Consider the following 21,170-nt stretch of genomic DNA (forward strand, 5'->3'; position numbering starts at 1 on the left):
TTAGTACAGATGTTTTACATCTAGCTTTGTTTTCCAATGTTCATTTAAATAGTCAACTACAAGTTTTCTATGACAGTTATGAGGTTCATGCTCACTACAAAGTAAACATCCATTTTCAAAAAAATCAGGTTTAAATTTATTTTGAATGTCACGTTCTGACATTAATTTTAAAAAATCTTTTTCATATTTTTCCCAAGTGATATCACCTTTTTTATATGCACTAAGCATGTCTTTAGTCGGAGCAAGTTCAGGAGTGTGTATATATTCAGCACCATTACACAATTCATTAAGAAAAAATTTTAAATCATCTTTCTTTGCAAACCCTGCTAATTGGGAAATATTATTAAGTCTGACATCAATCAATTTAGTTATTTTCGATTCTTTTAAAAAGTTAAAAAAAACCTTTGCATTCTTTTTGGTAAATCCGATAGTGTATGTACTCATTATTTTCCTTTAATTTATAAAATAGTTGCTATTATTTTATAGCAGTTATTGTTAAATTTTTCGCCTAGACTTATACAAAGTATTCCTGAAAGGCTTTTGCCTTCAGCCGTAATTTTATCAAAATTTGGGTCAGTTACAGGAAAATCATACTTTATGTTATTATAACTGAAAGAAGCACGTCTTTTATTTATCTCTGGTGTATATAAAGTTAAATCTTTTGTTTGAATCAAATATAAAGATTGTGAAATAATAACTTTTTTAGAAGCTATTAAGTTATACGGAATATGATTTGAGTTTCCCCATAATGAAGTTGGGGTATCTAAAAATTGACTGATTTCATTATCTTCAATTTTAAAACGTTGTTGCCATGAGCTATTATCTATGAGATAATTATCTGGCTGATGTAGTAAAGGTGCATGAGATTGAAAATTCATTTCAATTTTTTGTTTAGGTTTTACCATATATTGTCCATACTTATTAGTGTATGTACTTTGTTCATTTGATAATTCAGTTCCAGATATATCTGAAACTGGGCGTACCCATTGTCCAGTTTCTATACATTTTCCTGCTACACAATGTTTATGATGTTTAATTGAATTTGCAAAAATGACAATTATTTTTTTCATTTATAAGCCTTTAACTATAATAAGTAGTATATTTTAAATAGTGTTGATTCTGTGAGAGTTAACGGGGGCGCGGGTGAGTAACTGCCGTTGAGAAACCTTTAGGTTTTACAATGGTTGCTTGCTCCTCCCGCTTGTTATCTGGCGCTGTGCGACAGGTGACCAGTGGGTGTTCAACCCGCGCCCCCGTTATCCGGTCACACAGTGAGCGGATAACTATTTATTCAACATCATTATATATAGATTAACCTTAAATAAATAATTAACTATCATGGTTAATGATTGTTAATTAGGAGTATTTCTGTAAAAATATGACAAATTGTCATATTTTTACATTATTTTAAATATTTAACCTATTATTCTTAAGAACATGATGATTGTTAATTGTCTCAAGGACAAATAACAGCTTCAAATGAGTGTTAATTGTTCATAAATATACATAACATTCATAATGATACTTAATCCAAAGGTTGAAATATGGAAGTCAAAAAAAAATTATTAGACTTGGTTCGAGACAAGATTAGATTTAAGCACTACAGTTATTCAACAGAGAGAACTTATATTCATTGGATAAAGCATTATATTTTATTTCATCATAAGAAACATCCTATTGAAATGGGTAAGATAGAAATAGAGTTATACTTAACAAAGTTAGCAACAAATGACAGAGTAGCTCCAACTACTCAAAATCAAGCCTTTAGTGCATTGTTATTTTTATATAAAGAGGTTTTAGGTTTAGATATTAGTGAGTGGAATATACAAGCACTTAGAGCACAGGAAAGAAAACACATACCTGTAGTTTTGACTAAAGAAGAAGTTAGAGAGGTCTTGCAAAACATACCAAGTGAGTACAGTTTGTTAGTGCATCTTATGTATGGTTGTGGTCTTCGGATGAGTGAAGCTTTAAATTTGAGAGTAAAAGATATTGATTTTGGGTTTGATAAGATTTATGTTTGGGACTCTAAATCACTTAAAGACAGAACTATACCTCTACCACAAAAATTAAAAGCAAAACTACTTGAACAAGTAGAGAGTGTTAAACTCCTTCATAAACAAGATTTAAAAGATGGTTACGGAAATGTTTTTATACCTTATGCTTTAGAAAAAAAGTACCCACGCTCAAAGCTTGAAGCGAAATGGCAGTATTTATTCCCAATGAAAAGTATTTCTACAGACCCAAGAACAAAAGAAAAAAGAAGACATCATGTTATGGCGCAGACTTTAGGGAGAAACATAAAAGTAGCATCTCAAAAAGCAAATCTTAACAAACGAGTTACATCACATATATTTAGACACTCTTATGCAACTCATCTACTTCAAGCAGGCATAGATTTACGAAGCATACAAGAACTTTTAGGTCATAAAAGTGTTGAGACTACTATGATATATACGCATGTGGTTAGTGAAATGAATAAGGCTAAAGTTATCAGCCCACTAGATTTTTAAAGGAATACTATCATGAAAAAGGTTTCTTGTGCTACATACGAAGGTATAGACGCCAAAGTTGTGCATGTTGAATCAACTTTGACAAAAGGTCTTCCCTCATTTTCTATAGTTGGGATTGCTTCTGCATCTATTACAGAAGCTAAAGAGCGTGTGAAGTCGGCACTTTTAAGTAATGAGTTTTCTTTTCCTCCTAAACGCATCACAATAAACCTAGCTCCGAGCGACTTGAAAAAAGAAGGTAGTCAGTTTGATTTGAGTATTGCACTCTTAGTTGCGCTTGACTCTTTGGAAGATGATTTAAGTGAGTGGTTTGTTTTTGGAGAGCTTGGTCTTGATGGCTGTGTGAAAGAAAATATTCAACTCTACCCTTTAATGCTATCTTTAGCAAACCAAAAAGTAATCTCTAAAGCTATTGTTCCATTTGAGAGTTTGAAAAAATTATCTAAAATCCCTAATATCGAATTTTACGGTGTGAAAAATCTCCAAGATGCAATAGAAGTGCTAAAAAATCAAGAGACAGTTTCTCCAAGTATAGAACAAACTGAAATAGCATATCCATATTATGAGATAAAACAAGAGAAGTACTACTATGTAAATGATTATGACGAAGATTTCAGCGATGTAAAGGGGCAAGAAATTGCAAAGAGAGCTGCGCTAATATCATCGGCTGGATTTCATAATATTCTCTTTGAAGGTTCTCCTGGATGTGGTAAAAGTATGATAGCTTCAAGGCTTAGATATATACTTCCTCCAATGAAATCTGACGAGATACTTGATGTTGCAAAACTTCAAGCTTTAGAGCTGGTAGAACCTGACTTTAAACCTCATAGGAACATGCGTTCACCTCATCACTCATCAACCCTCGCCAGCGTGTTTGGAGGGGGTTCGCATAAAGCTATGATAGGTGAAGTTGGTTTAGCTCATAATGGTATTTTATTTTTCGATGAACTTCCACACTTTTCCAAAAATATACTTGAAGCACTCAGAGAACCGATGCAAGATAATCGTATTAGAATTTCTAGAGTAAACTCTAAAGTAGAGTATCCAAGTAATTTTCTCTTCATCGGAGCTATGAACCCATGTCCATGCGGAAATCTTCTAAATGAGCATCTAGAGTGTAGATGCAACGAACTTGAGATTCAAAGATATAAAAATAAACTCTCAGACCCATTCTTAGACAGAATAGATATGAATGTTGTGATGCAAAATGTCAAAGCAGATGATAAGCCAAGTTTCTCGTCAAAAGAGCTACACCGTAAAGTTGTAGAAGCACATATGTTTTCTAAAAAGAGAGGACAAAATAGCTTTAACGCAAAACTCAGTGATGCAGAAATTGAGAAGTTTTGTGTTTTAGAGAGTGAGGCACAAGATGTTTTGGATATGGCAGTTAGTAGATTTACACTTTCATTTAGAAGTATCAAAAAGATTCAAAAAGTTAGTCGTACTATTGCTGATTTAGATGCAAGTGAGGCTATACAAAAGAGCCATGTATTAGAAGCTTTGAGTTATAGAAGACGCTCTTAAATTTACTTACATTAAAAGCTCTCTTTTACTTATACATTGTAATAAGTTGCGTTTGGATGGTAAACGACCAATGCGCTTGTTGATTGTTCTGGATGGATTTGAAAAGTTTCACTCAGCTCAATTCCAAACTCTTCAGGTTTTAAAAGATCAAAAAGAGGACGGTTTAGTTCTAAGTCAGGACAAGCCGCATAACCAAATGAGTAACGACTTCCCTGATACTTGTTCATCTGAACATCGCTTAGTTTACTACCTTCACCCTCTGAAATATTCAAATCAAGTCTAATTTGTTTATGAGCTATCTCTGCTAAGGCTTCAGCTAACTCAACTCCGAGTCCATGAAACTGATAATACTCTGTATAATTTCCTTCATCGTAGATAAGACGCTCTGCATCACTTAGTTTTGCTCCAGCGCTCACACACGTTAATGCTATTACATCATGTCTGTCATGATGAAAAAAATCACTCAATGCACGATGCGGTGCTTTTGACTGTCTTGGGAAAGTAAACTGCTTTATAGCTCTGCCCATAACATGTTCGAGATGCTCACGGTTTACCTCGTCTTCAGAGTTATAGCCTTCGCTCTCATCAAAGATAAGAAGAGTATTATCGTCTGAACGACAAGGCCAATAACCATAGATAATAGTCGGCTCAAAAAGTTTCTCATCAAGAAACTGAGCTTTTAGTTTTTCATACGCAGGCATAATAACTTCATCAACCTGTTTTTGGTACTGCTCTTTTGTCATTCCCTTAGAGCTATAACCCCAACGAGATTTAAAAAGAATCTTATGGTTTATCCACTCAAATGCCATCTCTATTTGAACAGGTGTAAGTTTCATCTCACGTCTTCCCCAAAATGGAGGAGTAGGAACTTTAACATCTCGTGTTGGCATCTTGAGCTCTTCAAAAGGCGGGATGATTACTTCTTTTTTCTCTTTTACAACTTTCTCTTCTTTGTCTTTTCCGTGAAGATCAGTGTCAAAATTACCAGCTTCGATGCGGCTCATGGCAGTAACACCGTCAAAGGCATCTTTACAGTAAAAGATAGGACCCCCGTAAAAAGGACGGCAGAAGTCATCTACAAAACTACGAGTAAGTGCAGCTCCGCCAATTAACACCGGAATATCTATTCCTTCTTCTTTTAAAAGTTTAAAGTTTTCCTGCATTACCTGTGTTGATTTTACCAATAAGCCACTAAATCCGAGTGCTGAGATATGACCATCTTTCATGGCCTGTATAAACTTCTCAAGCTCTACTTTAATGCCTAGGTTTTGTACTTTGAAACCGTTGTTTGAGAGTATGATATCTACAAGGTTCTTACCAACATCGTGAACATCACCTTTAACTGTACCCAAGGCAAGAGTAGTATCTACAGTTTTTTCAACTTTTGGTAAGTATGGGTTTAGGTGATCAACTGTTTTTTTCATAGTCTCAGCACTTTGAAGTACAAATGGAAGCTGCATCTGACCTGAACCAAAAAGCTCACCGACAACTTTCATGGCATCTATAAGAATCTCATTTACAATTCTTTCTGGTGCTATTGTTTTGCGAGCTTCTTCTACAAGAGGAATCATTCTCTCTTTATCGCCATCCATAAGAAGTTTAGCTATTTTTTCTTCATCACTCATTGCCAGATAAGCTGCATCTTCTACATCGTTATCAATGGCTTCTTTAGTACTAAAGTGCTCTATGAAGCTAAAGAGAGACTCTCCGTTTGGTTTACGGTTGAAAATCAAATCATCACATATTTCTTGGTCTTCTTTGCTTATTTTGTTTATGGGAATGATATGTTTTACATTAATGATAACCGAAGTAAGACCTGCTTCGATGCAGTGGTGTAAAAACATAGAGTTTAGATATGGTCTAGCGTCTTTGTCAAGTCCAAAAGAGATATTTGAGAGTCCTAAAGTAGCACTGACTTCTGGATGTTTTTTACGAAGCCCACGGATAGCTTCTATGGTATTTATTCCTGCATCCCAGTACTCTTCATCGCCACTACCAAGTGTAAATGTTAAAACATCAAAAATTAAATCTTCTTTTTTGATACCATGTCGGTTAGTCGCCAAGTCTATGATTCTATCAGCAACTGCTAGTTTATTCTCAACTGTTTTTGCCATACCAACTTCATCTATGGTAAGACAGACTAAACTTGTTCCAAATTTTTTAGCTAGTTGACATACTGCATCAAACTTTGGTTCGCCATCTTCAAGATTTACCGAGTTTAAAATAGGTTTTCCGCCTATGTTTTTAAGTGCAGTCTCAAGTCCACTTGTTTGAGTAGAGTCCGGCATAAGTGGAAGTGCTATTTTTTGGTTGTACATTCCTATAACGGCATTCATATCTTTTGTCTCATCACGTCCTGCAAAACCTACATTTACATCTATTACGTGAGCACCGGCACGAACTTGTTGTTGTGCAACAGAGAGTGTTCCCTCGTAATTTTCTGCTAAAAGAAGTTCTTTAAAAGCTTTTGAGCCTGTTGCGTTTGAACGCTCTCCCATTAGAAGTGGAGCTGGTTCTTGCATAAGAGTTGTAGTGTTAAAGAGTGAAGCTATAGAGTTCTCATGTGAACCACTTGGTGCTTTAGGTACTCTAGAATTTACTTTATCAACCAATGCACGAATATGTTGAGGAGTAGTTCCACAGCATCCACCTAAGAAAGAAACACCATCATAAGCTAAAAACTTTTCTTGCTGTAGAGTGAATTCATCTGGTCCCATTGGATAGTAAGTATAACCGCCGCGGTTTTGCGGAAGACCTGCATTTGCATGAATACTTATTGGTTTATGCCAAACCTCACTTAGAGTTTTTACGTGTTTTAAAACTTGCTCAGGTCCAGTTCCACAGTTAAATCCAAGAGATAAAATATCAAAAGGCTCTAAAATAGTAGCAATCGTACCGGCATCTGTACCGATAAGCATAGTCCCACTTAGCTCAATCGTTACGGATATCATTATTGGAATATCTATATCTTTTTGTCTGCTTGCTTCTTGACATGCATGAAGAGCAGCTTTGATTTGAAGTGGATCTTGACAGGTTTCAAGTAAAAATATATCTACCCCACCATCAATTAAAGCTAAACAAAACTCAGTATAACCCTCATACATCTCATCATAAGTGATGTGACCAAGTGATGGAAGTTTAGTTCCCGGTCCAACAGAACCCAGACAAAAACGTGGATGCTCTGAAGTTGAGAACTTTTCACACGCTTGTTTTACAAGCTCTGCACCGGCTTTTGTTAACTCATAAGCACGGTTGCCAATTTGGTACTCATCTAAAACCCATGAGAATGAGCCAAATGTATTTGTCGTAATTAGGTCAGCACCGGCAGTTAAGTAAGCATCAAAAATCTCACTAAGAACTTCTGGAGCCGTAACATTTAGAAGCTCGTTGCAACCTTCGTTGCCTTCCCAAGCCTCTTTAGAAATTTTGTCGTCACGTTGCTGAAGCTGAGTTCCCATCGCTCCATCAATAATAAGCGGGCGTTTTTTAATTGTGTCTAGTATGTATTGTTTTGTTGTCATGATAATAAAAATCTTTTGTTATTAAAATATTGAGATATATTTTAGCAAACTTGAACATAAAAAAGGCTTTTTGTTTATTTATGGAACATAAGACTAAGCTGGAATTATAAAAGTTTCAAATATTTAACATGAAACAAATAATTTTTTCTTATTTAATGATATATTACTATGAGGGTATGTCTATAAAAGTACAAGAGTTTTTAATGGTAGTTGAGATAAGCTGAAAGCTTACTTGTTTACATTAGATATCATTATAACTATTATTATAATTAATTTTAAACTCAACTGTTATTTGATATACTTTGACAAAATCTTGACAAAATTAAGTAATAAAAAAGATATTAGCTAGGAGTTCGTATGAGTAAAGAGAATTCAGGTATAGAAATACCAACACCATGGAGAATTAAACGCTATTATTTATACATAATAGTTACAATCATAGCTTTAGTTTTACCTTGGATAACAGTAGATGGAAATCATTTTTTTCTACTTAGTTTTGACAAGTTGAAGTTACATCTTGCCTTTATACAGTTTGACATGCAAGAATTATATTTGATGCCATTTTTATTAATGTTTATGTTCTTAGGTATATTTGGCATGACAGTTGTCGGTGGTCGTGTTTTCTGTGGTTGGGTATGCCCTCAAACTGTTTTTCGTGTTATCTATAGAGATTTTATTGAGACAAAAATCTTAGGTCTTAGAAAACGTATAAAAAATAAGCAACTTGAACCTGATATGTCAAAGGCTGAAAATAAAGTTAAAAAGGTAGTTGCTGTTTTACTTTGGACTGCTCTTTCAATAGTGGCCGCTGCTGACTTTATGTGGTTCTTTGTTCCACCAGAAGACTTTTTTACTTATTTAGCTAATCCTACTGAACACTGGACTTTGTTTGGTTCAGTTCTTGGTATAGCAGCATTTTTAGTATATGACATAATCTTTTTAAAAGAAAATTTCTGTGTTTATGTTTGTCCATACTCTAGAGTTCAGTCAGTTTTATATGATGACCATACTATTATGGCACTTTATAATATGCATAGAGGTGGTCATATTTATGATAAAAATCACAATAAACTATTTACAAAACAAAAAGACATTCAAGTCCAAGAACCTCATGCAGAGTGTACAGCTTGTGAAAGTTGTGTAACAGTTTGCCCTACTCACATTGATATTCGTAAAGGTCTTCAGCTAGAGTGTATAAACTGCTTGGAGTGTGTAGACGCTTGTACGACAGTTATGGGTAAGCTTGGAAAACCATCTTTAGTTACTTGGTCAAGTGATTATGAGATAGTAGATCAAAAAGGTAAGACTAAGTACTTTCGCGCGAAAGTTTTAGCCTATATTGTTCTATTAGTCGGACTTATGGTTATTCTAGCAATGATGGGTAGTACAAAAGAGCATATGCTTTTAAATATAAACAAAGAGACTCGTCTTTACTCTGTTAAACAGATGCCAGATAATACGTTTAGAGTTGAAAATGCTTATGAGTTCTTACTACAAAATACTAAGAGCCAAAAGATGAAATTTTACTTTGAAGTAATTCCTCCCAAGGGCATGGAAGGCAAGATAACTATTATTAAACCTAGTAAAGAGTTTACAGTAGTACCAGGTATTATAAAGAAAAAAATTGTTGTTCTTAGAACCCAAGAGATGCTAGTTGATAATGACAGAAAAGATACTATTATTCCTATCACGATTCGTGCATATGCAATCGGTCATGAGCATAAAGTAGTTGTATTTAGGAAATCAACATTTGTTTTCCCTAGATCTGACATTATTGAAGATGAAGATGAAGATGAAGAAAATGATTAATATTTAAAACCTAAATGAAGTCAGAAGTAAAACAGTAATAGTTTTCTGATATAATTCAATTTTAATTTACCAAAGGATAGTCTCAATGCCGTTTTCTCCAACTAACCGTAAAGGTACAATGAGTGGTATAATATTTGTAGCAATTTTTGCAGCAGCATCCACAATGGTAGCCGGTTTGCCGGCTGTAAGTGCACTTGGAATATCTCCTCTGGTAATTGGTATTGTTATGGGTATTTTCTATGCTAATACACTTCACAACCAAACACCTTCTGAATGGCAAAGTGGTATTACTTTCTCTGCTAAAAAGATACTCAGATTTGCGATTGTATTTTATGGTTTTCGTATAACTTTTCAACAGATTGCTGAAGTTGGTATAGACGGCTTTATGGTCTCTCTTATTATGCTTAGCACTACCTTTATATTGGGTACATATCTTGGTATGAAAGTATTTAAAATGGATAGAGATACCTCTATGCTAACTGCATCTGGAGCAGCTGTATGTGGAGCAGCAGCCGTTCTTGCAACTGAACCTGTACTAAAAGCAGAAGAGCATAAAACTGCTGTTGCTGTTTCTATGGTTGTTCTTTTTGGAACAATAGCAATGTTCTTATATCCTGTTTTATATACATCTGGCATCTTAGATATGACTGCAAGAGAGTTTGGTATCTATGTTGGTGGAACTATACATGAAGTTGCACAAGTTGTAGCTGTTCCTGCATCTGTTCCTGGTGCTGAAGCTGAGATGTCTAACGCTGCTGTTATTGTAAAAATGACAAGAGTTATTATGATAGCCCCTATGCTGATTATTCTTGGCATCTATCTTTCATACTCAGCGAAGAAAAATGGAACAGCAGGTGGTGGTGTAAAACTTGTTATCCCTTGGTTTGCAGTATACTTCATAGGTATGGCTGGCTTTAACTCACTTCAACTAGTGCCGGAAAACATTGTTAGTGTTATAAATGAAGCAGATACTTTCTTACTTACTATGGCAATGACAGCACTTGGAATGGGTACAAGATTTGCCAAATTTAAAGGCTTGGGTCTTGCACCATTTTATACAGCGTTATCAATGTTTGTTTGGTTAGTTATTGGTGGGTACTTTATAACTAAATGGGTAGTGGCTACTTTTTAATAAAACTATTTAAGATAAAACTATATAATATGTAAAATCCTCATATTAGGAGTCCATAAGATGTCTCATTTACCAAATACTCTTAACTCTTTTTGGCTCTGGAGAGAAATATCTTCAAAACTAGGTGTATCAAATCCAGCCTACAAGTATTGGAAACATACACCAAATATCAAACTAAATAATAAGTATATTTTTATACAAAAAAACACCCTCCCCTCTAAGCATGAGTATGTAGAAAATATACTAACTGATCTCTCTGGACACCTGCCAATAAAATACGCATCTGACAGACTTCATGTGAATGAACATATCTTTTCATATGAGAGGATGAAACTATACAAAGAGTTTGAGTATAAGTTTGTAGAAGATGTGAAATTTGTAAATATCAAAAAATTCTTTACAGAGTTTGGAATCAAAGTAAATAAAAATTCTCTTATACAGCTAGGTAAGATAAAAGATCTAGAGTTTAGTGCAAATTCAACATTTTACAATCTAAAAAATGACTATGGTATCGTGGTTTACGAGTAGTTAATGAGTACTTTTTTTATAGAATTCAGGGACCCTCTTTTTGGAGTAATAATATTCTTTGTATTGATTTTCATAATCGCATTTCTATCTTATTGGCTGGCAAGGTTTAAAACAAAAGAGGATCATCGACACCTAGATAAATTTCTTAGGCAGTTTCGTTCTCTACCATCAAAAAATGAACTGAAAATTCTTATTACAAAAGGTGAGCTATCTGAAAAGTCTTGGCTTCTGCTTGCCCACTCATACTTTAAAAATGGTGATTATGAAAAGAGTATAGAGATATATAATGAACTTTTAAAAGTTGGAAACAAAGATAACTATAGAGATACTCTTTTTCTACTTGGTCGTACTTACTTTAAAGCCGGATTTTTAGAGCGTGCAAAAGAGATATTTTTAAAGATTCTACAAAATAATCCAAGAACGCCTCAGGCTCTGCACTATCTGCTTTTAGTTTATGAGCATATGAGAGAGTATGGGTTGGCTTTAGATGTTTTAGAACCTCTGTCTGAATTACAAAAAGACATACAAAGTGATAGCGCTTACCTAAAGATACAGGCTCTTTTAAATAACCCCAAAATAACAACTAATGAGAAAGTTGAGAAACTTATAGAGAGTTATAAAAAAGAGCATAAACTTACCTATATGGTTTTTGAGTATCTCTTCCGTGCAAACCCTGCTTTGGCATGGGAAAATTATGACAGCTCTAAAAGTGAACTTCTCACAGATATCCTCTGGCAGGTGGATAAAAAAGATTTGAATTTAGATATAATTACGCAGAATGGCTATTTAAGGGAACTATACACTGCTCGCGGTGATATTGACATGGCACAAAGTAGCTCCATTTTTGAGTTTGATGTTTTAATAAATTTAAATAAAAAAGTAAGTGCAACACTTAGTTTTGAATATATTTGTGACAATTGTAAGGTGGTATATCCATTTGCATTTAATAGATGTAGCAGTTGCCACGCAATAGACACATCTCGTATAGAGATGAGTCTAAGTAAAGATTACCATAGGGATTTTAATGAAGAAAATAACTCTTTTCAGTGATGGAAGTGCTTTAGGAAACCCTGGACCAGGTGGTTATGGAGTTATTCTTAGATATGCTGATAAAGAGAAAGAGATAGTAGGCTCTGAGATTCATACAACAAACAATAGGATGGAACTTTTAGGCGTAATAGAAGGCCTTCGTGCACTGAGTGAGAAATGTGAGATAGATGTTATCTCAGACTCTTCATATGTTGTAAAAGGGATTAATGAGTGGTTAGTCAACTGGATTAAAAGAGATTTTAAAAAGGTTAAAAACCCTGATCTTTGGAGAGAGTATATTGAAGTCTCACAAGGACATAAAATAAATGCTATCTGGGTCAGAGGTCATGATGGTCATGAGGAAAATGAGAGATGTGACAAGCTAGCACGTGATGAAGCAGAGAAAGTAAAAGCTTCACTTTAGTGACCAAGCAGTATCTGGACGTGTTTAGATGCTGAGAGATTTAATAAAAGGAGAGGAAATGAGTACGACTATTGAGCCTTTAGAGGAAACTTTAGGGTATAAGTTCAAAAATAAACAGCTCATTATCGAAGCGCTGACGCATAAAAGTTATAAACAGCCCTACGATAATGAGCGATTAGAGTTTTTAGGTGATGCTGTTTTAGATTTAATAGTAGGGGAATATCTATATAACAAGTTTAAAAAATCTGATGAAGGAAAACTCTCTAAAATTAGAGCCTCATTAGTTAATGAAACAGGATTTGACAAGTTGGCAAGATCTTTAAATCTAGGCGATTATATCTTTTTATCTAATGCAGAACAAAACAACGGAGGAAGAGAAAAATCATCTCTTTTATCAAATGCTTTTGAAGCTGTTATCGGGGCAATCTATCTTGAAGCTGGTCTTTCAAAAGCAAAAAATATTGCTATAAATTTAATAGAAAAAAATCATGAGGAGATATCATTAGATTCTCTATTTCGTGACTATAAGACAACTCTACAAGAGCTAACACAAGCTAGATTTGGGATAACTCCAGAGTATAAAGTTGTAGCTAGTCGCGGACCAGATCATAAAAAAGAGTTTGAGGTGGCTGTTTTGATTGAAGATAAAGAGTATGCAAGAGCATCTGGAAAAAGTAAGAAAATAGCTCAACAAGAGTCTGCTAAAGAAGCAGTTGAGATGCTGAAAAAGGAAGTATAATTGAATAGTTTTGGTATGAAATTACGTTATAGCACTTTTGGTGAATCACACGGAAAAGCAATCGGTTGTTTGCTTGATGGGGTTCCTGCGGGTTTAGATATTGATGAAGAATATATTCAGAGTGAACTTGATCGTAGAAAACCTGGAAAGAGTGAGTTTGAGACAGCAAGAAAAGAAGCAGATGCAGTAGAGATACTTAGTGGAGTATTTGAAGGTAAAAGCACTGGGACACCAATCGCTATGATTATTTACAATACAAACCAGAAGTCAAAAGATTACACAAATATCAAAGATGTTTTTCGTCCTGGTCATGCTGATTTTACATATTTTCACAAGTACGGCATTAGAGATTACCGCGGTGGCGGAAGATCTTCTGCAAGAGAGACAGCAGCTAGAGTTGCCGCAGGTGCAGTTGCAAAATTAATGCTTAAAGAGTTGGATATTGAAATTTTAAGTGGAATTAGTGAAGTAGCAGGTATTAAAGCTGAAACTTTTGATTATGCCAAAGCCAAAAACAGTATCATATATGCTCTGGACTCAGATAAAGAGCAAGAGCAAAAAGAGGCCATACTAAAAGCTAAAAATGACCATGATTCTGTTGGTGGCGTATCAAGAGTTGTAATCAAAGGTGCCCCAATAGGCTTAGGTCAGCCACTTTATTATAAACTTGATGGTGTGCTCGCAGATGCTATGATGGGACTAAATGCTGTAAAAGCAGTTGAGATTGGAGATGGTGTTCTTAGTGCTGCAACACTGGGTTCACAAAATAATGATGAAATCAGAGCGAATGGTTTTGAATCAAATCACTCAGGTGGAATACTTGGTGGCATCTCTAATGGTGAAGATATTGTTATGAATGTATACTTTAAACCAACTCCATCTATCTTTAAAGAACAACATACTATTACAACTACAAATGAAGAAGTAGACTTTTCTCTTAAAGGTAGACATGACCCATGTGTTGCTATAAGAGGAACTGTAGTTTGTGAATCAATGGCCGCATTGGTAATTGCAGATATGCTACTTTTAAATATGGGTTCAACTATGAGTGGAGTTAGCAAATATTATAAGAGTTAACAACTCTTTCTCACCAAAGGTGAAGCATCAAACTGTATAGATTTATATAACAAAAGGACAAATCATGAGTGTAACCAAGAGTGAAAGTTCGGATGAGTGGTTTTTTTCGTCTGATCAATATATACTGAGCGAAACTGATGACAAAGGTCTTATTGTGTATGCTAATGATCTTTTTTGTGAGATGGCAGCTTATAAGATAGAGGAGTTGATTGGTCAACCACATAATATAGTAAGACACCCAGACATGCCCCGCATTGCCTTTAAAAGTCTCTGGGATGATATAAAATCAAAAGGATTTTGGACCGGGATTGTAAAAAATCTTAGAAAAGATGGTGGATACTATTGGGTACATGCAACTGCTCTTAGAAAAATTCACAATGATGGCCAAGTTACATATCTATCAGTTAGAAGAGTTCCAAGCAAAAGAGAGATAGAAACTTGCATACCTTTGTATGCAGAGTTAAAGTCAAGCGAGCAATAGAGCTAGCTATAAAGTAACATTATATATCAAAATGCTTAGAGAGAAAGATACTTTTTTGCTAATTTAAGATTTATGTGTTATTATTATCACAAAAATCTTACAATTTAAGGGATAAATATGAAAAAAATCATTCTTAGTGCATTAGTGGCAAGCGCTACTTTAATAGCTGCTGATAGCGCTGCAGTGTATAAATCAGGTATGTTATTACCAGCAAATGGAGAGGCAATTTATAAAAAAGAGTGCATCCAATGTCATGCTGCAAATGGGAAACAAACTTCATATACTGGTTCTTCTAGAATTAAGTATGCTCCAATTAATGGATTAGATGCTGCTAAATTAGCAAAAGAGTTAAAAGACTACAGATATGGAAGTGTTAACAAATATGGGTATGGTCAATTGATGAAAAGCACACTAATTGATCTTTCTTACGAAGAGATAGATGCTCTTGCTGAGTATATTAGCACTAATATAAAATAACTAACTATATGCTGAGCTTTCAGCATATATTTTTATACCTACATGAAAAACACTTTTTTTTAAACTTCTTCAAAACATAAAATACAAGGAAATAAAATTATTAAAATTATTATAACAATAGCAATAATCTTAAGTGTAACTTTGTCAGCTGATCAAAAGTTAAAAGAAAATTGTGACAGTGGACAAATGCAATCTTGTATAGAATTAGGTATTCTATATCACACCGGAGAAAAAATAACCAAAGATATAAAGAAATCTCAAAAATTATTTAAAAAAGCATGCAAGAATAGAGTGGCAAGAGGTTGTTATTATCTTGGCTATATTTTTTTACGCGGGGGTGAAGGCATTGAAAAAAGCAATAGAAAAGCAATGTTAGCATTTGGTAGAGCTTGTAATATAGGAAGTGAACGCTCCTGTATTCAATACCGTAAGTTGAAAGATAAAGGATATTGATAATGCAAAATGAATTGACACAACAGCTTCAAAATGAACTAGATAAATATTTAAAAGATACGGGAGAATTTACTCCATACTATCCAGGTATGAATATTCTCTCATCAGAACTTTATAAAAAACAATTAAAAGATATCTTAGAATTACTAAAGAATCAAAGCGAAACTGATATAAGTAGTTTTAAGATGTATCTTGATACTATTATAGTCAACATGCATACGAAGGTTAAAAAGTATAAAAAATCTATTTATTTTCATGATGAAAATATAAAAAATATAGAAAACCAAGGCTGTACAATAACTTTTTACATTGATGAAAAAAATAATAGGTATATTCTATTAGGTATATTAAAAGTTAAAGCAGTATCTTAAATAGGTTTAGCATACAGTGTAGTGAATAAATGTAACAAAGTTATCACAATTTAGTTTATTTTTTTAAAATAGTTTTATTTAAATCTGTAATTTAAATGTTTTACGATAATGTACAGTTAATTATAAGTTAAAAGTATAAAAGGATAAGTATGGATTATAAGTATATTAATAATATGTTATCGGAGATGGACAAAGATTTATCCTCAAAGGGGATGACAAGAAGAGATGCTATGAAATTAGCTGGTATCTCAGGTGCAAGTTTCATGATGGGGGGCACCAATCTTGAAGCAATGGAAAAAGATCAAAAACCAATGGAAAAATCTGGAGCTGATGCTAAGATTGTAATCGTTGGTGGTGGACTAGCAGGTATGAGTACGGCTGCAAGACTAACTCTTAATCTTAAAAACCCAGATATCACTGTTATTGAGCCTAATAAGTTATCAGTATCTTATCAACCTGGTCAAACACTAGTTGCTGCTGGTATTTGGGATATTGATGATATTAAATATAATAGAGATGATTTTGTACCAGAAGGTACAAAGATAATCGAAGATAAAGTTATTGACTTTGATCCAATAAACAATCAAGTGACTACTGCTAAAGGTCAAGTTGTTGATTATGATTATCTAATCGTAGCTACTGGACTGCAGCTTGATTTTGAAAGACTTGAAGGGCTAGAGCATGCTGGTCGTGCTTACTCATCTGGAGACAACTCAAGACTTCATAAGGCTTTAGGTGATGACAGTGGTCTTTGTTCAATTTATACAGCTGAAGGTGCTACTAAAACTTGGGAGCAGATGCAAAAGTACATTGAAAAAGCTAAGAATGCTAAAGATGGTAAAAAAGTACAATTCCTTTTCACTCATCCAAGTACACCTATTAAATGTGGTGGTGCTCCAAAGAAAATTATGTACCTTACAAATGCAAGACTTAAAGAAGCTGGTGCTAGAGAAAATGCAGAACTTACTTTCTATCCAAATGGTGGAGCTATGTTTGGTGTACCTGAATACCACGATGCTATCCATGAGCAGTTCAAAAGAGAAGGTTTTAAGTGGCACTATAGAACTAACCTTATAGGTGTTGAAAAAGAGAACAAAATAGCTATCTTTGACTCTAAATGGCAAGAAAAAGGACCTTATGATCCTATTATGAAAGATTTTGAAGTTATTTCTAAGCATGAAAAAATAAGAGTTCCTTATGATTTTTTACATATTACTCCAGATGCTGTAGCTCCAAGAGAAGTGGCAGAATCTGATATTGGTTCAGCTAAAGGCTGGGTTCCTGTAAACAAAGAAACTCTTCAGCACATTAAATTTAAAAATGTATTTGCACTTGGTGATATCGCACAAGTTCCAATGGGTAAAACTGGTGGATCTGTAAGAAAGCAGTATAAAGTTGTTGTAGACAATATAATAGCTCAAATGGAGGGTAAAAAACTACCTTCAAAATATGCTGGTTATACAGTTTGTCCACTAATTACTGATATTGGTACAGTAATGTTAGCTGAGTTTGATTGGACAGTTAAACCTACACCATCATTCCCACTAGATCCGCTAGTTGAGAGATGGATATTTTGGTTAATGAAAGTCTATGCTCTAAAACCAATGACAATGTATGGAATGCTTTCTGGTAAAGCATAATCTATTAAAGAGGAAAATATTTTCCTCTTTAATCCCTTCTTTCAAAAAACAAGAGAATCACTTTTTGTTTTAACAAAAATGTTTCTTTAGAAAATTTAAACAAATATTTTTTATATTCAGGATTTTTATATGCAAGTAAAATTTGAGTTCGCTATCTATGATGAGACTTTAGATAAATTTGATTTAGATGAAAAAGTCTATTCTTTTGAGTTGGATGATGAGCAAGCACAGACTTATACTCTATTAAAAGATACAGATTTACATCTTTATAATTGGTTTAAAGAATCCGAATTTTTTCTAAACTGGATAAAAGAAGAAGTGTATCCAGATGAGATAGGTAAGAAAATAGCAATTTGTGATATAAATGATCTAAGTTTTAGAAGATATTACTTCTTTAAAGTCACAAGCGCTGACACTCATTACGATTATTTCAAAAAACTTTTCAATGTTCACCATGAATTGGACTGGCAAGACAGAGAAGAAGTTGGAGAAGAAATTTTACAACACCTAAAAGTTAAACGACAAGAGTTCATAATCGAGCTAAAAGACGATGTTGTTGAAGATGAAGTATCTGCATAAAAATTTTATGCCTTTTAAGTTTAACACCCTGTAAAAGCATTCCTAATATTCTAGAAAAAAACTCACTAGATTTGTAAATTACAAAGAAAAAAATTTTTCTCTCTATTGTAATATTATAAGTACCTATAATCTGCCTTATTAAAAAATAGTATATATCTATTTTTAGTTTTAAAAATCGTGTTCCTATTTGTAACAGAATGTATGCGAATATCTTCATATCCTTGATTCTTGATTTCAATAATGGCATTTAACTCCTGTAAAGATGTATAATCAGTTTTGTGCCAACTTTGTGATAAAAGATACACAAGGTAAACAGATTAATTTATTAAAAATAAAATAAGTAAAATTATACAAGGGGAAGATGTGGATAAAACATTTAATTCAAAAGAATCAACATCTGTTAGCAGAAGAGATTTCTTTAAAAGAACAGCGTCTGTAAGTGCAGTTGCTGCTGCAAGTATTTTAGCACCGGGTGCATTACTTGCTGACGATCCAAATATTATGCATCACACTAAGTGGGGAACTTCTTTAGGTGATGAATGTAACTCTAATCCTTATGGAGTGCCATCAAAGTATGAGCATAACGTAGTTAGAAGAACATCAGCTCTTATGTCATCAGCAGGTGATATGCATGCTGCTATATCAATGACACCATTACATGAGCTTAACGGAATAATAGTACCAAATGGTTTACATTTTACTCGTACTCACAACGGTGTAGCACACGTTGATCCAAATAAGTTTAGACTTATGATACACGGTCTTGTAGAGAAGCCGATAGTGCTTACTTTAGATCAACTAAAAAGATACCCAAGTGAAAGTAAAATTCTATTTTTGGAGTGTCCATCAAATGGTGCTGCAGAGTGGAAAGGTCCGCAATTTGGTTCTTTACAGTTTGTAAAAGGAATGATGAGTTGTTCTGAATGGACAGGTGTTCGTTTAAGTGTAATTCTAGAAGACCTTGGTCTTAAGCCTGAAGCTAAATGGATGTTAGCAGAAGGTAGTGACGGTTCAGAAATGGGTAGAACTTTGCCTATTGAAAAAGTTCTTGATGATGTTATGATTGCTTATGCACAAAATGGTGAAGCATTACGTGATGAGCAGGGTTATCCAGTTCGTTTAATCGCTCCGGGTTGGGAAGCTAACTTATGTGTTAAATGGCTAAAAAGACTTGAATTTGGTGATAAGCCTTGGTATGCAAAAGAAGAAACTTCTAAATATACTGCACTTACTGCAAGTGGTAGAGCTATTCAACATTTTTATGCTCTAGAGACAAACTCAATCATTACTTCTCCATGTCCAGAGGTTCCTTGGACTAATCTTAAAAAAGGTGACTTAGTTGAGATTGAAGGTTTAGCATGGAGTGGTCATGGTACCATCAGAGGTGTAGATATAAGTTTTGACGGTGGTAAAAATTGGGTAGAGGCTTCTCTTAAAGGTTTAGTCCTTCCAAAAGCTTGGACAAGATTCTCTTATATGTATAAATATGAAGGTAAACCATTATTACTTCAAAGTCGTTCTTATGATGACTCTGATAATGTTCAACCTACTGTTAATCAAGAAAAGAAAGTAGTTGGTGTTGAAGGTGTTTATCATAGAAATGCTATCTGTACATGGGCTGTAGATGCTAAAGGAGGGGTTACAAATGTTCAAGTTAGATCATAAATCTATTTTAATTGGTGTATCTGCACTAACTAGTACAGCTCTTCTTCTTACAGGATGTTTGCCTTCATTCTCTAATGAAAAAACTTCAGAAGTTCAAGGAAAAGCTCCGAGTGCTGTTGGAGTATATGCTATTAAGAATAAGACTGCTATTGATGGTGGTGTTACTTACCATAGAGCAAATGGAATTGAAACTGCATATCGTTACAATGAGCAAAGCACTAAAGGTGTTAGCTTTGGTAGACCTGCTACTGCCAATGAAATTAAAGCATGGAATCTAGATGCACTACCAGATGGTTCAGGTTTACCTGAAGGTGAGGGTTCTGTTGAAGAAGGCGATGCTCTTTATGAAGCACAATGTGCATCTTGTCATGGTGACTTTGGAGCCGGTGGTAGAGGGTACCCTCAACTAACTGGTGGTAATCAATCTAAAGATGAAAACGGTGTTGTTATTACTCTTAAAAATCAAAGAGAATATGGAAAAACAGACGCACCAAAAAGAACTGTTGGTACTTATTGGCCAGTAGCTACTACACTTTTTACATATATTAGAGATGCTATGCCATATGCAACTCCTAAAAGTTTAAACAGTAATGAAACATATGCTATTACAGCTTATATATTAGCACAAAATGGTATAAAAATTGATGGCGAAGAAATGGATGATGAGTATGTTCTAAATGCAGAAAAACTTGCAAAAGTAGTTCTTCCAAATAGAAACGGTTTCTACCCTAATATTGATGGTCCAACAGGTCCAGCTGATGTAAAAGCATTCTTTGCTGATCGTGCTAAGAATATTGGTTCGGGTACAAGATGTATGACAGACTGTAAAGATCCAGGTGGTAAAGATGGTAAAACTGAGGCTGCTGTTGTGAAAATCAAATATGAGATGACAAATGTAGTACCACCTTACGCATCTGCTAGAGATTTACCGCCAGAAGTAGAAGATGTAACTATTTCTAAAGCTGAAAAGATGTACAATGAGTCTTGTAAGCTTTGTCACGGAACTGACAAAATGGGAGCTCCAGCTCTTGGAGACGTAGCTGCATGGCGTGCAGTTACAGAAAAAGGTATTGATAAAGTCGTTTATAACTCTATCAATGGTATGGGTGGAATGCCTCCAAAAGGTGGTAATGAAGATTTAATACCATCGGAAGTTAAAGAAATAGTTGATTTTATGATCGATTCAAGTACAGAAAAACATTAAACTA

20 protein-coding genes are annotated in these 21,170 nt (G+C 34.3%); 17 read left to right on the top strand and 3 right to left on the bottom strand.

Going from position 1 to position 21,170, the window contains the following annotated elements; all coding sequences use genetic code 11:
* Both ACLHDE_RS14025 and ACLHDE_RS14030 read right to left on the bottom strand, forming a co-directional pair.
* Positions 1-444, bottom strand: coding sequence for a DUF488 family protein (locus tag ACLHDE_RS14025; RefSeq protein ID WP_415397020.1), 444 nt, complete (start codon positions 442-444; stop codon positions 1-3).
* A 14-nt stretch (positions 445-458) separates the two neighbouring features.
* Positions 459-1,070 carry a dual OB domain-containing protein gene (locus ACLHDE_RS14030; RefSeq protein ID WP_415397021.1) on the bottom strand — a complete coding sequence of 204 codons (612 nt, stop codon included), beginning with the start codon at positions 1,068-1,070 and terminating at the stop codon, positions 459-461.
* 474 nt (positions 1,071-1,544) lie between these two features.
* On the opposite strand from ACLHDE_RS14030, the gene ACLHDE_RS14035 reads away from it, so the two are divergent.
* Entirely contained in the window at positions 1,545-2,513 is a 969-nt protein-coding gene (locus ACLHDE_RS14035; RefSeq protein ID WP_415397022.1) for an integron integrase, read from the top strand.
* Positions 2,514-2,525: 12 nt separating this feature from the next.
* Positions 2,526-4,037, top strand: coding sequence for a YifB family Mg chelatase-like AAA ATPase (locus ACLHDE_RS14040; RefSeq protein WP_415397023.1), 1,512 nt, complete (start codon positions 2,526-2,528; stop codon positions 4,035-4,037).
* Positions 4,038-4,066: 29 nt separating this feature from the next.
* On the opposite strand, the gene metH is transcribed toward ACLHDE_RS14040, so the two are convergent.
* A complete protein-coding gene (gene metH / locus ACLHDE_RS14045; protein ID WP_415397024.1) occupies positions 4,067-7,558 on the bottom strand; it encodes a methionine synthase in 3,492 nt (1,163 codons plus the stop codon).
* Positions 7,559-7,915: 357 nt separating this feature from the next.
* Between metH and ccoG the strand changes: the two genes are divergently transcribed.
* The 15 genes from ccoG to ACLHDE_RS14120 all read left to right on the top strand — a co-directional run bounded on the left by ccoG (position 7,916) and on the right by ACLHDE_RS14120 (position 21,166).
* Positions 7,916-9,367, top strand: coding sequence for a cytochrome c oxidase accessory protein CcoG (ccoG, locus tag ACLHDE_RS14050; RefSeq protein WP_415397025.1), 1,452 nt, complete (start codon positions 7,916-7,918; stop codon positions 9,365-9,367).
* A gap of 85 nt (positions 9,368-9,452) precedes the next feature.
* Positions 9,453-10,499: a YeiH family protein gene (locus ACLHDE_RS14055; protein ID WP_415397026.1), complete on the top strand. Its 1,047-nt coding sequence runs from the start codon at positions 9,453-9,455 to the stop codon at positions 10,497-10,499.
* Between the two features lie 60 nt (positions 10,500-10,559).
* A complete protein-coding gene (locus tag ACLHDE_RS14060) occupies positions 10,560-11,027 on the top strand; it encodes a hypothetical protein (protein WP_415397027.1) in 468 nt (155 codons plus the stop codon).
* Between the two features lie 3 nt (positions 11,028-11,030).
* Positions 11,031-12,077, top strand: a complete 1,047-nt coding sequence (locus ACLHDE_RS14065) for a tetratricopeptide repeat protein (protein ID WP_415397028.1) — start codon at positions 11,031-11,033, stop codon at positions 12,075-12,077.
* Positions 12,052-12,480: a ribonuclease HI gene (rnhA, locus tag ACLHDE_RS14070; RefSeq protein WP_415397029.1), complete on the top strand. Its 429-nt coding sequence runs from the start codon at positions 12,052-12,054 to the stop codon at positions 12,478-12,480. The genes ACLHDE_RS14065 and rnhA overlap by 26 nt, the downstream gene beginning before the upstream one ends.
* Before the next feature lie 58 nt (positions 12,481-12,538).
* Positions 12,539-13,219: a ribonuclease III gene (gene rnc / locus ACLHDE_RS14075; RefSeq protein ID WP_415397030.1), complete on the top strand. Its 681-nt coding sequence runs from the start codon at positions 12,539-12,541 to the stop codon at positions 13,217-13,219.
* A complete protein-coding gene (gene aroC / locus ACLHDE_RS14080) occupies positions 13,220-14,296 on the top strand; it encodes a chorismate synthase (RefSeq protein WP_415397031.1) in 1,077 nt (358 codons plus the stop codon). It begins immediately after the preceding gene.
* 64 nt (positions 14,297-14,360) lie between these two features.
* The gene (locus tag ACLHDE_RS14085) at positions 14,361-14,777 is read left to right on the top strand and encodes a PAS domain-containing protein (protein WP_415397032.1); all 417 of its coding nucleotides are present in this window, start codon (positions 14,361-14,363) and stop codon (positions 14,775-14,777) included.
* Between the two features lie 117 nt (positions 14,778-14,894).
* Positions 14,895-15,254, top strand: a complete 360-nt coding sequence (locus tag ACLHDE_RS14090; protein ID WP_415397033.1) for a c-type cytochrome — start codon at positions 14,895-14,897, stop codon at positions 15,252-15,254.
* Between the two features lie 141 nt (positions 15,255-15,395).
* On the top strand, positions 15,396-15,707 hold the full coding sequence (locus tag ACLHDE_RS14095; RefSeq protein ID WP_415397034.1) for a tetratricopeptide repeat protein: 312 nt from the start codon (positions 15,396-15,398) through the stop codon (positions 15,705-15,707).
* A gap of 2 nt (positions 15,708-15,709) precedes the next feature.
* Entirely contained in the window at positions 15,710-16,078 is a 369-nt protein-coding gene (locus ACLHDE_RS14100) for a hypothetical protein (protein ID WP_415397035.1), read from the top strand.
* A gap of 149 nt (positions 16,079-16,227) precedes the next feature.
* Entirely contained in the window at positions 16,228-17,718 is a 1,491-nt protein-coding gene (locus ACLHDE_RS14105; RefSeq protein WP_415397036.1) for an NAD(P)/FAD-dependent oxidoreductase, read from the top strand.
* 129 nt (positions 17,719-17,847) lie between these two features.
* Positions 17,848-18,297 carry a hypothetical protein gene (locus ACLHDE_RS14110; RefSeq protein ID WP_415397037.1) on the top strand — a complete coding sequence of 150 codons (450 nt, stop codon included), beginning with the start codon at positions 17,848-17,850 and terminating at the stop codon, positions 18,295-18,297.
* A gap of 363 nt (positions 18,298-18,660) precedes the next feature.
* Positions 18,661-19,962, top strand: coding sequence for a sulfite dehydrogenase (gene soxC, locus ACLHDE_RS14115; RefSeq protein WP_415397038.1), 1,302 nt, complete (start codon positions 18,661-18,663; stop codon positions 19,960-19,962).
* On the top strand, positions 19,943-21,166 hold the full coding sequence (locus ACLHDE_RS14120; protein ID WP_415397039.1) for a c-type cytochrome: 1,224 nt from the start codon (positions 19,943-19,945) through the stop codon (positions 21,164-21,166). Before soxC ends, ACLHDE_RS14120 begins: the two co-directional genes overlap by 20 nt.
* The last annotated feature ends 4 nt before the right edge of the window (positions 21,167-21,170 follow it).

It is taken from the genome of Sulfurimonas iocasae, assembly GCF_047716755.1.
Classification (GTDB): domain Bacteria; phylum Campylobacterota; class Campylobacteria; order Campylobacterales; family Sulfurimonadaceae; genus Sulfurimonas.

Coding starts and splice junctions, on each gene's coding strand:
- ACLHDE_RS14025 (WP_415397020.1), bottom strand. CDS start 444: ATGAGTACATACACTATCGGATTTACCAAAAAGAATGCAAAGGTTTTT.
- ACLHDE_RS14030 (WP_415397021.1), bottom strand. CDS start 1,070: ATGAAAAAAATAATTGTCATTTTTGCAAATTCAATTAAACATCATAAA.
- ACLHDE_RS14035 (WP_415397022.1), top strand. CDS start 1,545: ATGGAAGTCAAAAAAAAATTATTAGACTTGGTTCGAGACAAGATTAGA.
- ACLHDE_RS14040 (WP_415397023.1), top strand. CDS start 2,526: ATGAAAAAGGTTTCTTGTGCTACATACGAAGGTATAGACGCCAAAGTT.
- metH (WP_415397024.1), bottom strand. CDS start 7,558: ATGACAACAAAACAATACATACTAGACACAATTAAAAAACGCCCGCTT.
- ccoG (WP_415397025.1), top strand. CDS start 7,916: ATGAGTAAAGAGAATTCAGGTATAGAAATACCAACACCATGGAGAATT.
- ACLHDE_RS14055 (WP_415397026.1), top strand. CDS start 9,453: ATGCCGTTTTCTCCAACTAACCGTAAAGGTACAATGAGTGGTATAATA.
- ACLHDE_RS14060 (WP_415397027.1), top strand. CDS start 10,560: ATGTCTCATTTACCAAATACTCTTAACTCTTTTTGGCTCTGGAGAGAA.
- ACLHDE_RS14065 (WP_415397028.1), top strand. CDS start 11,031: ATGAGTACTTTTTTTATAGAATTCAGGGACCCTCTTTTTGGAGTAATA.
- rnhA (WP_415397029.1), top strand. CDS start 12,052: ATGAAGAAAATAACTCTTTTCAGTGATGGAAGTGCTTTAGGAAACCCT.
- rnc (WP_415397030.1), top strand. CDS start 12,539: ATGAGTACGACTATTGAGCCTTTAGAGGAAACTTTAGGGTATAAGTTC.
- ACLHDE_RS14085 (WP_415397032.1), top strand. CDS start 14,361: ATGAGTGTAACCAAGAGTGAAAGTTCGGATGAGTGGTTTTTTTCGTCT.
- ACLHDE_RS14090 (WP_415397033.1), top strand. CDS start 14,895: ATGAAAAAAATCATTCTTAGTGCATTAGTGGCAAGCGCTACTTTAATA.
- ACLHDE_RS14100 (WP_415397035.1), top strand. CDS start 15,710: ATGCAAAATGAATTGACACAACAGCTTCAAAATGAACTAGATAAATAT.
- ACLHDE_RS14105 (WP_415397036.1), top strand. CDS start 16,228: ATGGATTATAAGTATATTAATAATATGTTATCGGAGATGGACAAAGAT.
- ACLHDE_RS14110 (WP_415397037.1), top strand. CDS start 17,848: ATGCAAGTAAAATTTGAGTTCGCTATCTATGATGAGACTTTAGATAAA.
- ACLHDE_RS14120 (WP_415397039.1), top strand. CDS start 19,943: ATGTTCAAGTTAGATCATAAATCTATTTTAATTGGTGTATCTGCACTA.